This is a genomic window from Puniceibacterium confluentis (genome assembly GCF_007923445.1).
Taxonomy (GTDB): domain Bacteria; phylum Pseudomonadota; class Alphaproteobacteria; order Rhodobacterales; family Rhodobacteraceae; genus Puniceibacterium; species Puniceibacterium confluentis.
Genome location: NZ_VOJI01000021.1, coordinates 14,395 through 29,781, shown reverse-complemented (window position 1 = coordinate 29,781; position 15,387 = coordinate 14,395). Strand labels below are relative to the sequence as shown.

Below are 15,387 nucleotides of genomic sequence, written 5' to 3'. Positions count from 1 at the left end.
CTACTGACTTGGAAATAAAGGGATTCCTGTGGAAGTTTCCGGCCCGGACCCGATGCGATCCGGTGCATGGGTTGCAGAGCGGCGCACCGGCTGCTAATCCGCCTGAAACCCGATGAATTTCATCGGATACAATGCGAGGCAGGCGTGAGCGTACCCCCCCCGAGACTGGAAATCCGAAATCTGGTCCGCCGCTTTGATGGCAAGGCGGTGGTGAATGATGTCTCGCTGAGCATTCTGCCGGGCGATGTCACCTGTCTTCTGGGGCCCTCGGGGTGTGGCAAATCGACGACGTTGCGGATGATCGCCGGCGTCGAAATGCAGGACACCGGGCAAATCTATGTCGATGGGAATCTGATTTGCGACACCCAGTTCCGTGTGCCGCCCGAGCGCCGCTCGATCGGATTGATGTTCCAGGATTTTGCGCTTTTTCCGCACCTGACCGTGGGGGACAATGTCGCCTTTGGTCTGAGCGGCACCAAAGCCGAAAAACGCAGGCGAGTCTCGGAACTTCTTGAACGTGTGGGACTGTTTCACTTTATCGACGCCTATCCTCATGCCCTGTCGGGAGGAGAACAACAGCGGGTCGCGCTGGCGCGGGCGCTGGCGCCCCGTCCCCGGGTGATGCTCATGGACGAGCCGTTTTCCGGGCTCGACAACCGGCTGCGCGACGGCATCCGCGATGAAACCCTGGCTCTGCTCAAGGAAGAGGGCACCAGCGTGCTGTTGGTCACCCACGAGCCCGAAGAGGCGATGCGCATGGCCGACGAAATCGCGCTGATGCGCGACGGACGGATCGTGCAGCGCGGCGCGCCCTACAACATCTACAAGGCGCCGGCCGACAAGGAAGCGGTCGCTTTCTTCAGTGATATTAACGTCTTGGAAGGGGTTGTTCAGGGCGCTCTTGTGGACACCGCCTTTGGTCAGTTCCTGGCGCCGGGCTTCGCGGATGGCAGCGCGGTGGACATCGTGTTCCGGCCGCAACATGTCGGCATTGATTTTGACCGCGCCGGTCGCGGTCCGAACCCGACGCCGCTGCAAGGCAGTCCGGCGCGCGGCATCGTCGAGCGGGCGCGGTTCATGGGTTCGGAAAGCCTTGTCGAGTTCCGCATGGATCATGACAACGAAGTGCTGAAGGCGACAGTTCCGAACGTCTTCCTGCCCAAGGTCGGCGTCGCCATGTGGTTGACCGTTCGGCGCGACCGCTGCTTCATCTTTCCCCGCAAGGGGTGATGACTGTCGGCGCATCCACCGAAACGGTGGCGTTCAGCTGGCGGGAACGTAGTCTTTCAGCCGCTTTCCCGGTTCGTCGACAAACAGACCCGGAACGGTGCTGAGCGCCGTGATCCTGTCGATGCGGAAACTTGCAAAATCCCGGGTGGTTTCATCCCAGACAACACAGGTCCAGATCCGGCCCCAGTAATCGATGTGCAACGGGCGGACGACATGTGCAGAATTGGCATCCGCCAGTGTCACCATGAGCTTTTGCCGCGCGCGGATCGCGGACCGGAACGCCGGCATATGGCGAAAGCCCTGCGCCGCTTCGGCAAAGGGGTAGGTGGCAAAGCCGAAACGACCCGGTGCAGGTCCGGCATCCTGCGGCAGGACGGCGTCGATCTTGGCGCTGAGCCCGCGCGCCGCATCGGCGAGGTCGGGCAGGGCACCGGCGCCAACGGCGGCCAGGCCCAGATGCAGGGCCTCGAGCTCTGTCTCGGTCAGGTTCAGCGGCGGCAGGGTGATGGCCGCACGGGCGGTATAGCCGTGTCCACGGGCGCCTTCGACCGGAACGCCCGAGGCCGCCAGCGTGTCCATGTCACGGTAGATGGTGCGCACCGACACCCCAAGCGCCTCGGCAAGGTCTTCGGCGCGGTGCAGGTCTCCGTCCTTGAGGCGCATCATCAGGGCATAGAGGCGGTCTGCGCGTTTCATCGGGTGCCTTTGCATAGGGTGATTCGGCTGTCGATCTGACCGAATACTGACAAAAACCTGTCAGCTGACAACCTCTTGACATACGGCGCGCTCAAATGCTCTGCAATCCACCGTGATCGGCGGGTATAAGCGCTTTTCGCTGGTGCGGAAAACCACTAGAACCCGAGGGTGATTTTCGCGGGCCGTCAGCGCCCGCACAGGTAGGAGAGAGAGATGCTCAACAATATCGGCCTTCCCGGCCTTCTGCTGATTGCGGTTGTGGTGCTGGTCCTGTTCGGACGCGGCAAGATTTCCAGCCTGATGGGCGAAGTCGGCAAAGGCATCACCGCCTTCAAGAAGGGTGTCAGCGACGGCAGCAAGGAGCTTGAGGACGAGCAGGCAGAAAATGCCAAGGACGTCACACCGCAAGAGAAAGACAAGGTGTAACGCCACATGTTCGATCTTGGCTGGTCCGAGCTGTTGCTCATCGGGGTCGTTGCCCTGATCGTGGTGGGTCCAAAGGACCTGCCGGTGCTGTTCCGTAATGTCGGGCGCTTCATGGGCCGGGCCAAGGGCATGGCGCGCGAATTCTCCAAGGCGATGAACGACGCCGCGGATGAGACCGGCGTGAAGGATGTGGCCAAGACCTTCAAGGCGGCGACCAATCCGGTGTCGTCGGCGATGGACGGGGTGCGGGATGCGGCAAAGTCGATGACCAGCCTCGACCCCGACAGCGAAACCGGCAAGCTGGCGCAGGAGCGCGAAGCGGATCGCAAGAAGATCGAGGTGTCGACCGCGCGGGCCGCTGCCGACCGCAAGAAGCGCGAAGCCGAGGACGCGACCAGGCGCGCAGACGAGATGGAAGCCGCGATGAAGGCCGAACAACAGGTTGGACCGTCCAGCGATGTGCCCAAGGGTGACGCATGAGTGTGAAGGACGACATCGAGGATTCCAGCGCGCCGCTGATCGAGCATCTGGCCGAATTGCGCACGCGGCTGATCCGGTCCGCCGTGGCGTTCATCATCGGCATGGTGCTGGCCTTTACCGTGGCCGAGCCGATCCTGCAGTTCCTGCTGGGCCCGATCGAAGAGACATTGCGCGCCCTCGGTGATCCGTCGCCGACAATGCAGTACACCTCGCCGCAGGAATATCTGTTCACGCTGTTCCGGATCTCGATGGTGTTCGGCTTTGCGCTGGCGTTTCCGGTGATCTCTTTCCAGATGTGGCGGTTTGTGGCGCCCGGGCTCTACAAGTCCGAAAAGGGGGCCTTCCTGCCCTTCGTGATCGCCTCGCCCTTCATGTTTCTGCTGGGGGCGAGCTTTGCACATTTCATCGTCACACCGCTGGCGATGGCCTTCTTTCTCGGATTCGCGGATGTGAGTTCGATCTTTGCGAACCTGCTGCAGTCGGCACCGGTGAACCTGCCCGAAGGGTTGGTTGACGGCTTGCCGGCCGATGCGGCGGTGGTGCCCGAAACCACCGAAGGCGTGCGCATCACCTTTTTCGGCAAGGTGAACGAGTCGCTGGACATCACGCTGAAATTCATCATGGCCTTCGGGCTGTGCTTTCAGCTGCCGGTTCTTCTGACGCTGATGGGCAAGGCCGGGCTGGTGTCTGCGGCGGGTCTGGGGGCGGTGCGGAAATATGCGATGGTGGGCATTCTCGTGCTGGCCGCCGTGGTGACGCCGCCGGACGTGACAACACAGGTGATCCTGTTTGTGGTGGTCTACGGGCTGTACGAGATCTCGATCTTTCTGGTGCGCCTGGTCGAACGCAAGCGGGAACGCGATCTGCGGGCCCAGGGTCTGTGGTTCGAGGATGACGCCGAAGAAGACGCTATGGCGGCCGAGTTCGAGGATGACGGCAAGTGAGCGCGGCATTGCAGCGGATTGCGGCGGCGCTGGAGCGGATGGCGCCTGCGCCGATGCAGGCGCCGGATTTTGACGCGGCTGACGCTTTCGTCTGGCACGTGGCGCCGGACCGGCTCGAGCCGGTGGCCGAGGTGTCGCGGGTCGATCTGGGGCTGTTGATCGGGGTCGACCGCAGCCGCGACACCCTGCTGACGAATACCGAACAGTTTGCCCGGGGCTTGCCTGCGAACAACGCCTTGCTCTGGGGCGCGCGGGGCATGGGAAAATCCAGCCTCGTCAAGGCGGTCCATGCCGAGGTTCTGGCGCGCGGGCAGGCGTTGAAGATCGTCGAGTTGCAGCGCGAGGATCTGCCCTCGGTCAGCCGACTGCTGAACCTGCTGCGCCGGTCTCGCCACCGTTTCCTGCTGTTCTGTGATGACCTGTCGTTTTCCAATGATGACCAGCATTACAAGAGCCTGAAGGCGGTGCTGGATGGCGGCATCGAGGGACGGCCGGAAAATGTGCTGTTCTACGCCACCTCGAACCGACGGCACCTGATGCCGCGGGACATGATCGAGAACGAACGATCGACCGCAATCAACCCAAGCGAGGCTGTCGAGGAGAAGGTGTCGCTGTCAGACCGGTTCGGGTTGTGGCTGGGGTTTCATCCCTGCACCCAGGACGATTATCTGGCGATGATCGACGGCTACTGCGCCGCGCATGGGCTGTCGGTGGACAGGGATGTGCTGCGAGCCGAAGCGATCGAGTGGCAGGCGACGCGTGGCGCCCGCTCGGGCCGGGTGGCCTGGCAGTTCTTCGTCGACCTGGCCGGACGCCATGCGGTGCGCATTCCGTGACGTGATGTCGGCGGCTGTCATCCGCCCATGTGCCCGGGAGTGCCGTGATCCGGAGGAGCGCCTTTGGCGCACCGGAATTCTCGGCGCCGCCGCTGGCGGTGCCTCGGGCTGGCGCGGATGTCTGTGGCGCGGCTCAGGATGTGACCACTGCATTGGCTGCTGAGGCTTTCCCCCGGCCAGATCCATCCGCTTCGGGCGCGCGGGCGATCCGGAACGCCATCTGGCAACCTGGTTGGCTGCAGGACCGACCCCGCGCCGCGCTGGCAGGGCCCATCACACCTGTCGGTACAGGTTGCCCACCCGTGTCGGAACCGGCGCTGTGACGGGGAAAAATGTCAGTGGCGCCAGTATCACCTTGGTAGCATCGGGGCGCCGTTGGCCCCGGTCAGACCATCATTTCCTTGGTCGCTGACAGGGTCACCTCGGGATAGTCGCGTGCGACCCGGTCAATGTCCCACTGCAACCGCGTCAGATAGACCACGTCACCGTCGTTGTCATGGCCGATGTGCTGCTTGTTTGCAGCCATGAAGGCGTCAACCTTGTCTTTGGGCCCGTCCACCCAGCGCGCCGACGTGAATTGCGAGCCTTCAAAGCGCACCGGCAAACCGTATTCCAGTTCGATGCGGCTGCCCAGCACCTCGAACTGCAGGGCGCCAACGACGCCGACGATGAACCCCGACCCGAAGGACGGCTTGAAGACTTTGGCGGCGCCTTCCTCTGCGAACTGCATCAGGGCCTTTTCCAGGTGTTTGGCCTTCATCGGGTCCCCGGCGCGCACGGTCTGCAACAGCTCGGGCGCAAAGGAGGGAATGCCCGAGACGCGCAGCATCTCGCCTTCGGTGAGGGTGTCGCCGATGCGCAGCTGGCCGTGGTTGGGGATCCCGATGATGTCGCCGGCCCAGGCTTCTTCGGCAAGCTCGCGGTCGGCGGCAAGGAAAAGTACAGGATTGGTGATCGCCATGGGTTTCTTGCTGCGCACATGCGTGAGCTTCATGCCGCGTTCAAAGTGTCCCGACGCGAGGCGGACAAAGGCGACACGGTCGCGGTGTTTCGGATCCATGTTCGCCTGAACTTTGAAGACAAATCCGGAAACCTTTGTTTCTTCAGGAGAAATATGTCTCGGCGTCGCCTTCTGGACTTGCGGTTCCGGACCATAGGTGCCGATCCCGTCCATCAGTTCCTTGACCCCGAACGAATTGATCGCCGAGCCGAACCAGATCGGGGTCATGTGCCCTTCGAGCACCGATTGCCGGTTCAGCGCGGGCAGCAGTTCGCGCGCCATCTCGACCTCTTCGCGCAGTTTGGCGAGCTGTTCGGCGGGCACGTGCTTTGCGAGCAGAGGGTCGTCGAGACCGTTCATTTCGATTGTGGCTGCGACCTTGTTGCGGTCGGCACGGTCCATCAGTTCCAGACGGTCGCGCAACATGTCGTAACACCCGAGGAAATCGCGGCCCATGCCGATGGGCCAGCTGGCCGGGGTCACGTCGATGGCCAGGTTTTCCTGGATCTCGTCGATGATGTCGAAGGTGTCGCGCGCTTCGCGATCCATCTTGTTGCAGAAGGTCAGGATCGGCAGGTCGCGCAGGCGGCACACCTCGAACAGCTTCTGGGTCTGGCTCTCGACACCCTTGGCGCCGTCGATCACCATCACCGCCGCGTCAACCGCGGTCAGGGTGCGATAGGTGTCTTCGGAAAAATCCGAGTGGCCGGGCGTGTCGACCAGATTGAAGCGGAAGTTGCGATAATCGAACGACATCGCCGAGGCCGAGACGGAGATGCCACGATCCTTTTCCATCTGCATGAAGTCGGAGCGTGTGCGCCGCGCCTCGCCCTTGGCGCGGACCTGACCGGCCATCTGGATTGCGCCCCCGTACAGAAGGAACTTTTCGGTCAGCGTCGTCTTGCCCGCATCCGGATGCGAGATGATCGCAAAGGTGCGGCGACGGGCGATTTCCGTCGGCAGGTCGGGGCGGTTTGAGGGCGTGTCCAGCATGGCTAGCCTATAGGCGTGCAGACGGGCCATTTGCAAGTCCGCACACGCGACACTTGATCGACTCGGCCTGGTAATCTAGTGTGAGAACATAGTGTGAACATTTAGGGGGAAGTCATGACATTGAGGGAAATCGCCGAGACGCTGGTAAACGGATGCCGCAATCACACGGAATCGGAAAACCTGGGCCGACTGTATGCCAGCGATGCGGTGTCGGTCGAAGCGATGGACAACGGCATGGGGCGCGAGGCCAAGGGACTGGATGCCATTCGCGGGAAACACGCCTGGTGGAACGAGAATATGGAAATGATAAGCGGCAGCGTCAGCGATCCGATGTTGCATCCCGACGACCGGTTTGCCGTTGTTTTCGATTTCAAGGGCCGGGAAAAGGCGAATGGCAAGGAGTTCGAGATGAAGGAAGTCGCCGTCTACACGGTGGCTGGTGACAAGATTGTGCGCGAAGAGTTCTTTTACTGATCGCGCAGGGACGGGATTGCCGGTTCCGGTCGCAGGACAGGCATCGGCAAGCCGGGCCGGACAGAGGCCCATTCAAGGACCGGCGGACGTGTCGACCGTGCCGGGGGCTGATCCGTACGAACCTTGGCAAGGCTTCAGTCGGCGGGGGTTCAACCGCCCGAAGATTTCCGCAGCAGTTCAGCGACGTCCGGGCGGCTGAGCAGGGATTCCTGTACTTCGATCTCGAGCAGTGACCCGTCGCTGTGTCCTGACAGCAGCGCTGCCAGCCGGTCATCGAGTTCCTCCGGCAGGGCCGCACGGGTCAGGGTATCGACCAGCATGGATTCGGCGGCAATGCCTTCGGCATAGATGATCTGGTGATGGTCGAACAGCATCTGGAAGTAGTCGACAAAACCGCCATAGAGCCGGGTGACCGTGGTGCCGTTCACCAGATGCCGCGCCTTGACCAGAAGTTCTGCCCGTCCGGCGCCGAGCTTGTCGGTGCGCTGGTAGATGAACAGCCGGTGATCGGGGCTGACCAAAAGGTCACCGGTATTGTGCAGCGTGCCCGCGCGGATCAGGATCGGTGCAAATGCGCCGACGGCACGGGTGGTGGTGTGGCCAATCCAGCGGACCTGCTGGGCGCCATCGTCGCGCGTGAGAACCCGGTCGCCGACCGACAGGGCCTCGACCGGTGTCTGCTGTCCCGATGCCAGTGTGATCATTGTGCCGCGGGTGAACGAGACACAGGCGACCTGCGCGAACTTGCGCAGCGCCGTGTCGGGATTGATTCCGACCAAGGCATAGTCGACGCGCGGATCCAGCGGCGCAAGTGGCAGCACGTAAACCGAGGCGATGTCACCCCCGGAATCCGTCTCGACCAGCACCAGACATTCGGTGGTCTGCCCGTCGCCGGACATGAAGGTCACGCAGCAGTCGAGGTGGATGTCGGCTCCGGCCGCGCCGGTCTGACTGTCACGGGCGATGCGGAACGGCGCCTCTGCCTGGATCACCAGACCCAGCGGCACCTGCACGGCCAGCGGCGAGAGGCGGTAGATGTCGTCCAGCATCAGGTCGTCTGCGGGGCCAAGCCCGTCACCCTGATTGGCCCCATTGACCACGCGCAGGTGTTCGGCGCGGAAAACGCCGATGCTCTGGGTGGGTCGGTTCCGGTCGGAGTCTGTCATGATATCGGGTTTTGGATCACGCCGAGGGTTGCGGCAAGTAAGGATTATAATGCCATTGTATGAAAAGGAAATGTGGCATCAAATGGACCCCGGCCCGGTAATTCGGGGACCGGCACAACAGGACAGGTAAATGGGGGCGCGGATGGAACTGGGTATTGCGGGTAAACGGGCGCTTGTGACCGCCTCGAGCAAGGGGCTGGGACGCGGCTGCGCCGAGGCTTTGGCCAGGGCCGGTGTCGATCTTGTGCTGAATGCCCGCGGCGCCGAGGCGTTGGAAACCACTGCCGAGGCGTTGCGCGCCTATGGCGTGTCGGTGACGGCGGTGGCTGCCGATATTGTCACAGAAGACGGACGCGCGCGGGTGCTGGAGGCTGCGGGCGCGGTGGACATTTTGGTGACCAATGCCGGCGGGCCGCCTCCGGGGATGTGGTCGGACTGGGAGCGGGACGATTTCATCCGCGCACTGGACGGCAACATGCTGGCTCCGATCGCGCTGATGAAGGCGCTGTTGCCCGGCATGATGGCGCGCGGCTGGGGGCGGGTGGTCAACATCACCTCGCAGTCGGTAAAGTCGCCGATTGCCGTTCTGGGCCTGTCGAATGCCGCCCGCGCCGGGCTTACCGGCTATGTCGCCGGGACATCGCGGCAGGTTGCGCCCAGCGGTGTGACGATAAACAATCTGCTGCCGGGCATTCACGCAACCGACCGCGCAACGTCACTGGATTCCGGCGTCGCCGAACGCGAAGGCATCCCGATCGAGCAGGCCCGCGCCAACCGCTGCGAGACCATTCCGGCGCGGCGGTATGGTACGGCAGAGGAATTCGGTGCGACTTGTGCCTTTCTTTGTTCGCAGCACGCCGGTTTCATCGTCGGTCAGAACATCCTGCTGGACGGCGGTGCCGTGAACGCGACGTTGTAACCCATGGCGCGCGGACCAGACGGGCAGGGCGGAGGTGCCGGCTTTTCACTGGCGGATCAGCTGTTCAACGCCCGCACCATCGCGCAACTGTCGCGGGAGTACGCCGCGCTGCCGGGCTTTGACGGCGCCGCGTTTGCCACGCAGGCTCTGGCCGGGATGCCGGGGCGCGGGCTGCTGGAGCGGCTGGAGTTTCTGGCGGATGGCATAGCCGCGCAGTTGCCGCGGGAGTTTCCCGCAATGGCCGAGGCGCTGGAGGCGGCAATGCCGCCGCCGCTGGACCCGGCCCGCACCGACAACGACTTTGGCCAGTTCATCCACGCCGTGCCCGGCATTCTGGCGGTACGCCACGGGTTGGAAAACCATACCGAGCGGGCGCTCGACCTCATCTACCGCGCCACGCAACGGTTTTCGATGGAATTCTATATCCGGCCGTTTCTGAATGCCCGGCCGGGTCCGACGCTGGACCGGCTGCGCCAGTGGGTCGGGGATGACAATTACCATGTCCGCCGTCTGGTCAGCGAAGGCACCCGGCCCCGGCTGCCATGGGCGCGCAACATCACGCTGGATCCTCTTGTGCCGCTGGCGTTTCTGGACCGGCTGCACAGCGATCCGACGCGGTATGTGACCCGGTCGGTCGCCAATCATATGAACGACATCTCAAAGCTGGCGCCGGACGCGGTGACAACCCGGTTGCGCCAGTGGCGCGAAGACGGCAGGCAGTGCCCCGGGGAACTTGACTGGATGACCCGCCATGCCTTGCGCACCGCCGTCAAGCGGGGTGATCCGGGGGCGCTGGCCCTGCTGGGGTATGGTGATGCCACGGCTCTGAGCGTTTCCGTGCAGCTGGACAGGACGCGCGTTGCTGTCGGCGAACGGCTGGAATTTGACGTCACCGTCGGGGCCGAGACAGACACCCGGGTGCTGGTCGATTACCGCATTCACTTTGCCCGCCCCAACGGCAAGACCGGCTCCAAGGTGTTCAAGCTGGGCACGGCGGACATCTCTGCCGCCGCACCGGGCCGGTGGCGCAAATCGCACCTGATCAAGGGCGATGCCACGACGTTTCGATGGCACAGTGGCCTGCACCGTCTTGTTGTTCAGGTCAATGGGCTGGATCGGGCGGAGGTGGCGTTCGAGGTGCAGGCCTGATCCCGGTTCGACCCGGGCCGGACGCGACCGCCCCGGCGATCAGGAAACCGGGGTCCAGCGCGCCTCGAGCGCTTCGAGCGCGGCGATGCGTTCCGACGTTTTCGGATGGCTCAGCAACCAGGCGGGCGCCGCTCCGGATCGCGACTGGGTGAGGTCTTCGAGCTTGAGAAACAACGACTTCTGCGGCGCGACACCGATCCCGGCCTTGGTCAGCAGCGCGGCGGCATAGGCATCCGCCTCGTATTCGTCCGAGCGCGACAGCTTGGCCGCCAGAAGGGACATCACCGCATTGGCCAAGAACGCGCCAATCCCGGGCAGAACCCGGTTCAGCAGCATGATCATCGCCGTGCGCAGGGCATTCTGGCCGGAAAAGTCGATCATCCGCCGTTGCGAATGACCCAGCGCGACATGGCCCATCTCGTGCGCAATGACCGAGGACAGTTCCTCGGCCGACACTTCGCCGTTCTGATATTTGCGGTAAAACCCCCGGGTGATGAAAATCCGCCCGTCAGGTGCAGCCAGCCCGTTGACCGGATCGATTTCGTAGATGTGCACCCTGATCCGGTCCAGGTTCAGCGCCGCCGCCATCCGGTCCGTCAGCCTGCGCAGCCGTGCATCGGCCAGTTCGGTGGACCGGGAATCCAACTCGCGCGCGGTACGCCAGGCCGAAAACCGGTACATGGCCAGGGCATACAGGATCGCCAGCAGGATCGGGGTGAACTTCAGCATGCTTCAGATATGGCCTTTCGGCTGCGCGCCGCCAAGGGGGCGCACCGCTGTTTCTGCGACCGCGCATTGACTTCTGTGTGTGCGATGCCGACATCGGTCAGGCTGGCTGCCCTGCAATCGCCATGCCGGGTCTGGGTGCAGCCGTTGTCGGCCTGCCCTGATCACGGTCTGACCGAGGCTGTCACATCTGGAAGCTGTCGGGGCCACGCGGTGCTTTGTTCCCTATGCGTTCTCAATTTTAAGTTGGCGAAACCGTCGACGTCAACTATGTCTTAACCGTTGCAGATCGGGGGTCTCATGGCCGAGCAGAAGTACATCGAGGTGCGCGGCGCGCGCGAACACAACCTCAAGAACATCGACGTGGACATCCCGCGTGACCAACTGGTTGTGATCACCGGGCTTTCCGGCTCGGGCAAATCCTCGCTCGCCTTTGACACCATCTATGCCGAAGGCCAGCGCCGCTATGTTGAATCGCTGTCCGCCTATGCGCGGCAGTTCCTCGACATGATGGAAAAACCCGATGTCGATCACATCTCGGGGCTCAGCCCTGCGATTTCCATCGAGCAAAAGACCACATCAAAGAACCCGCGTTCGACCGTTGGCACGGTGACCGAGATCTATGACTATCTGCGGCTGCTCTTTGCCCGCGCAGGCACCCCCTACAGCCCTGCCACCGGCCTGCCCATCGAGGCACAGCAGGTGCAGGACATGGTCGACCGGGTGATGGCGATGGAGCCGGGCACACGCGCCTATCTGCTGGCGCCCATCGTGCGCGACCGCAAGGGGGAATACCGCAAGGAATTCCTTGAGTTGCGCAAGCAGGGCTTCCAGCGGGTCAAGGTAGACGGCCAATTTTACGAACTGGATGAACCGCCGACGCTGGACAAGAAATTCCGCCACGACATCGACGTTGTCGTCGACCGGCTGGTTGTCAAGGAAGGGCTGGAAACCCGGCTGGCGGATTCCTTCCGCACCGCGCTGGATCTGGCGTCCGGAATCGCGATTCTCGAAACCGCGCCCGGCGACGACGAGCCGGAACGGATCACCTTCTCAGAAAATTTTGCCTGTCCTGTCAGCGGTTTTACAATTCCGGAAATCGAACCGCGGCTGTTTTCCTTCAACGCGCCCTATGGCGCCTGTCCGTCCTGTGACGGACTGGGAATGGAGTTGTTCTTCGACGAGCGACTGGTGGTGCCCGACGCAGACCTGAAGATTGGCGACGGCGCGCTGGCGCCGTGGCGCAAAGGCAAGTCGCCCTACTTTACTCAGACGATCCAGGCCATTGCGAAACATTACGGATTCAGTCCCAGCGCCAAGTGGAAAGATTTGCCTGACAACGTTCAGCAGGTGTTTCTGCGCGGATCGGGTGAAGAGGAAATCAGTTTCCGCTACGACGAAGGCGGGCGCATCTACCAGGTCTCGCGGGTGTTCGAGGGGGTGATCCCCAATATGGAGCGCCGTTACCGCGAAACCGATTCCAACTGGATCCGCGAAGAGTTCGAACGCTATCAGAACAACCGCCCCTGCGGCACCTGCAACGGCTACCGGCTCAAGCCGGAGGCGCTGGCGGTCAGGATTGGCGGCCAGCACATCGGCCAGGTCGTCCGGATGTCGATCAAGGAAGCCTATGACTGGTGCGGCACCGTGCCGGATGCCTTGTCGAAACAGAAAAACGAAATTGCCCGCGCCATTCTCAAGGAAATCCGCGAACGTGTTGGTTTTCTTAACAATGTCGGGCTTGAATACCTCACTCTGTCGCGCAATTCCGGCACCCTGTCCGGGGGCGAAAGCCAGCGCATCCGCCTGGCCTCGCAGATCGGTTCTGGTCTGACGGGGGTGCTGTATGTGCTGGACGAGCCCTCAATCGGGCTGCACCAGCGCGACAACGACCGTCTGCTGGGGACGCTGAAGAACCTGCGCGACCAGGGCAACACCGTGATTGTGGTCGAACATGACGAAGAGGCGATCCGCGAGGCGGACTATGTCTTTGACATCGGTCCGGGGGCCGGGGTGCATGGCGGCCAGGTGGTGAGCCATGGCACGCCCGATGCCATTGCGTCTGACCCGAAGAGCATTACAGGTCAGTATCTTACGGGCACGCGTGAAATTGCGGTGCCGACCATGCGACGCAAGGGAAACGGCAAGAAACTGAAGGTTGTCAAAGCCACCGGCAACAATCTGCGCGACGTCAGCGCCGAATTTCCGCTAGGCAAGTTCGTCTGCGTGACGGGGGTGTCGGGCGGTGGCAAATCCACACTGACCATCGAGACCCTGTACAAGAATGCCGCGACCAAGTTGAACGGCGCCCGAGAGACGCCCGCGCCATGCGAGACCATCAAGGGATTTGAGCATCTCGACAAGGTGATCGACATTGATCAGCGTCCGATCGGTCGGACTCCGCGTTCGAATCCAGCGACTTACACCGGGGCTTTCACGCCGATCCGCGACTGGTTCGCCGGTCTGCCCGAGGCCAAGGCGCGCGGGTACAAACCCGGACGCTTCAGCTTTAACGTCAAGGGCGGGCGCTGCGAGGCCTGTCAGGGCGACGGCGTGATCAAGATCGAGATGCACTTTCTGCCGGATGTCTACGTGACCTGCGAGACCTGCAAGGGCGCGCGCTACAATCGGGAAACGCTGGAAATAAAGTTCAAAGGCAAGAGCATAGCCGACGTTCTTGATATGACTGTTGAAGATGCCCAGACATTCTTTCAGGCGGTGCCGTCGATCCGTGAAAAGATGGACGCTCTGATGCATGTGGGCTTGGGCTACATCAAGGTCGGGCAGCAGGCGACCACCCTGTCCGGGGGCGAAGCGCAGCGGGTGAAACTCTCCAAGGAGTTGGCGCGGCGGTCGACCGGTCGAACGCTGTACATCCTTGACGAACCGACCACTGGCCTGCATTTCGAAGACGTGCGCAAGTTGTTGGAAGTGTTGCATCAACTGGTTGATCAGGGCAACTCGGTAGTCGTGATCGAGCACAATCTGGACGTGATCAAGACGGCCGACTGGCTGATCGACATCGGACCCGAAGGCGGCGACGGCGGGGGCGAGATTGTGGCTGTCGGCACACCGGAACAAGTTGCCGAAGAGCCGCGCAGCCATACCGGGCGGTATCTCAAGCCGATGCTACAGTCGCGCAAGGTCGCTGCCGAATAGACTGAAAAAAATGCAAAAAAGCCTGCCGTCGTGATGACGGCAGGCTGGGCGATGTTCCGGTTCAGATCAGAATATGGCGCGCGCCACACGGATCAGTTGCAGTGTTTCATAGGCCTGATCGTCAAGCTGGATCAGTTCGCCGTTCAGAACCGCATAGTTGTAGCCGTCTTCAAGCTCGGGCAGACGGTAGGTGCGGCGCAATTCTTCCTGTGTCAGAGCGGCGGTGGGCGCGATCCGCAGGCTGTCATTCAATTCCGCGACGCGGGACAGTTCGGACACCTTGGTCAGTGCGGCATAGTCCGCGCTTTCGAGCAGGACCGGAAGACCGTCGATCAGAGCGTAACGCTGGCCCTCCGGTGCGGGCTCGAGATCAAACAGCTGAGCGATCTGTTCCGAGGTCAGCAGCAACCGGACATCTTCGGGAAAATCACCGTCGTCCCGGTAGTTGTCCCCAAGGTAGAGGTCGCGGCGCGCGATCAGCAGATCGTCAAGATCGTCGTCATCGTAGCTGACCCATTCCTCGTAGGTGACTCCCTTCTTGGCCAGACCGGGCGGCACACAGGGGGGGTCTTTTTTTGCCAGGCCCGGAGGGCAATTGCGATACGTCAGCAATTCACGTTCCGGCAGATCCTGAATCACCACCTGCTGCCCCAGCAGCGCCAGAGGCACGGCGGCAAGCAGGGCGGACATGTCGCGGCCGTCCGGAGCCCGGGCGGACAGCAGGGCATCAACCAGGGTGCGGCGTTCATCGTCGGAACGAACAACACGCTGGACAAAGCGGCCTTCGGTCAGGTCCTTGTGGTCCTTTTCCGCCTCTTTCAGAATTTTCTTGACCGCTTTTTCTTGTTTCTTTTCGGCCTTTTCATGTGATTTCGCGGCAGCTTCACGCGCTTTGCGGTGTTTCTTTCCGGCCTTTTCGCGATCCTTGCGCCGCTTCTTGTTCGCCTTCTTGTCCTTGCCTTTGCCCTCCTTGATCAGGATCAGGGAGTCCGGTCCGGTGATGGGCAGGAATTCGGCGATCGAGGTGGCCGGGACAGCAATGGGGCTGGCCTGCGTTCCGGAAGTGGCGGCGAAAACGATAAGCGTGGCAGCTGTCAGGCAATGTTTCATCTCGGACCTCTTGTCATGTCCGGACCACATCGCGGCGCCGGATTCCTGGGTGGACCAACCCGTAAACAGCGGTCCCTTA

Annotated in this window: 14 protein-coding genes; 9 read left to right on the top strand and 5 right to left on the bottom strand. The window is 62.4% G+C overall.

Annotation, left to right across the window (positions count from 1 at the left end):
* Positions 1 to 144 precede the first annotated feature (144 nt).
* A complete protein-coding gene (locus FOY53_RS18265; protein ID WP_246107462.1) occupies positions 145 to 1,230 on the top strand; it encodes an ABC transporter ATP-binding protein in 1,086 nt (361 codons plus the stop codon).
* Between the two features lie 33 nt (positions 1,231 to 1,263).
* Here the strand turns inward: FOY53_RS18265 and FOY53_RS18260 are convergent, their stop codons facing one another.
* On the bottom strand, positions 1,264 to 1,926 hold the full coding sequence (locus FOY53_RS18260) for a helix-turn-helix transcriptional regulator (RefSeq protein WP_146591544.1): 663 nt from the start codon (positions 1,924 to 1,926) through the stop codon (positions 1,264 to 1,266).
* Positions 1,927 to 2,139: 213 nt separating this feature from the next.
* Between FOY53_RS18260 and FOY53_RS18255 the strand changes: the two genes are divergently transcribed.
* Genes FOY53_RS18255 through FOY53_RS18240 form a run of 4 tightly spaced genes read left to right on the top strand, consistent with a single transcriptional unit; the run spans position 2,140 to position 4,612 of the window.
* Positions 2,140 to 2,352: a twin-arginine translocase TatA/TatE family subunit gene (locus FOY53_RS18255; RefSeq protein WP_146591542.1), complete on the top strand. Its 213-nt coding sequence runs from the start codon at positions 2,140 to 2,142 to the stop codon at positions 2,350 to 2,352.
* A gap of 6 nt (positions 2,353 to 2,358) precedes the next feature.
* Positions 2,359 to 2,832 carry a Sec-independent protein translocase protein TatB gene (gene tatB / locus FOY53_RS18250; protein WP_146591540.1) on the top strand — a complete coding sequence of 158 codons (474 nt, stop codon included), beginning with the start codon at positions 2,359 to 2,361 and terminating at the stop codon, positions 2,830 to 2,832.
* Complete coding sequence (gene tatC, locus FOY53_RS18245) at positions 2,829 to 3,776, top strand: twin-arginine translocase subunit TatC (protein WP_146591538.1); 948 nt, start codon at positions 2,829 to 2,831, stop codon at positions 3,774 to 3,776. Before tatB ends, tatC begins: the two co-directional genes overlap by 4 nt.
* On the top strand, positions 3,773 to 4,612 hold the full coding sequence (locus tag FOY53_RS18240; protein WP_146591536.1) for an ATP-binding protein: 840 nt from the start codon (positions 3,773 to 3,775) through the stop codon (positions 4,610 to 4,612). Before tatC ends, FOY53_RS18240 begins: the two co-directional genes overlap by 4 nt.
* Before the next feature lie 385 nt (positions 4,613 to 4,997).
* Here the strand turns inward: FOY53_RS18240 and FOY53_RS18235 are convergent, their stop codons facing one another.
* Positions 4,998 to 6,605: a peptide chain release factor 3 gene (locus tag FOY53_RS18235; RefSeq protein WP_146591534.1), complete on the bottom strand. Its 1,608-nt coding sequence runs from the start codon at positions 6,603 to 6,605 to the stop codon at positions 4,998 to 5,000.
* Between the two features lie 114 nt (positions 6,606 to 6,719).
* Here FOY53_RS18235 and FOY53_RS18230 point away from each other — a divergent pair, with 114 nt between their 5' ends.
* Positions 6,720 to 7,079: a nuclear transport factor 2 family protein gene (locus tag FOY53_RS18230; protein ID WP_146591532.1), complete on the top strand. Its 360-nt coding sequence runs from the start codon at positions 6,720 to 6,722 to the stop codon at positions 7,077 to 7,079.
* A 149-nt stretch (positions 7,080 to 7,228) separates the two neighbouring features.
* Here the strand turns inward: FOY53_RS18230 and FOY53_RS18225 are convergent, their stop codons facing one another.
* Positions 7,229 to 8,245 carry a Hint domain-containing protein gene (locus FOY53_RS18225; protein ID WP_146591530.1) on the bottom strand — a complete coding sequence of 339 codons (1,017 nt, stop codon included), beginning with the start codon at positions 8,243 to 8,245 and terminating at the stop codon, positions 7,229 to 7,231.
* 142 nt (positions 8,246 to 8,387) lie between these two features.
* On the opposite strand from FOY53_RS18225, the gene FOY53_RS18220 reads away from it, so the two are divergent.
* On the top strand, positions 8,388 to 9,164 hold the full coding sequence (locus FOY53_RS18220) for an SDR family oxidoreductase (protein ID WP_146591528.1): 777 nt from the start codon (positions 8,388 to 8,390) through the stop codon (positions 9,162 to 9,164).
* A 3-nt stretch (positions 9,165 to 9,167) separates the two neighbouring features.
* Positions 9,168 to 10,313: a YhaZ family DNA alkylation repair protein gene (locus FOY53_RS18215; protein WP_146591526.1), complete on the top strand. Its 1,146-nt coding sequence runs from the start codon at positions 9,168 to 9,170 to the stop codon at positions 10,311 to 10,313.
* Positions 10,314 to 10,352: 39 nt separating this feature from the next.
* On the opposite strand, the gene FOY53_RS18210 is transcribed toward FOY53_RS18215, so the two are convergent.
* On the bottom strand, positions 10,353 to 11,042 hold the full coding sequence (locus tag FOY53_RS18210; RefSeq protein ID WP_146591524.1) for a M48 family metallopeptidase: 690 nt from the start codon (positions 11,040 to 11,042) through the stop codon (positions 10,353 to 10,355).
* A 297-nt stretch (positions 11,043 to 11,339) separates the two neighbouring features.
* Between FOY53_RS18210 and uvrA the strand changes: the two genes are divergently transcribed.
* On the top strand, positions 11,340 to 14,198 hold the full coding sequence (gene uvrA, locus FOY53_RS18205) for an excinuclease ABC subunit UvrA (protein WP_146591581.1): 2,859 nt from the start codon (positions 11,340 to 11,342) through the stop codon (positions 14,196 to 14,198).
* A 66-nt stretch (positions 14,199 to 14,264) separates the two neighbouring features.
* On the opposite strand, the gene FOY53_RS18200 is transcribed toward uvrA, so the two are convergent.
* On the bottom strand, positions 14,265 to 15,308 hold the full coding sequence (locus FOY53_RS18200) for a transketolase (protein WP_246107461.1): 1,044 nt from the start codon (positions 15,306 to 15,308) through the stop codon (positions 14,265 to 14,267).
* Between the last annotated feature and the right edge of the window lie 79 nt (positions 15,309 to 15,387).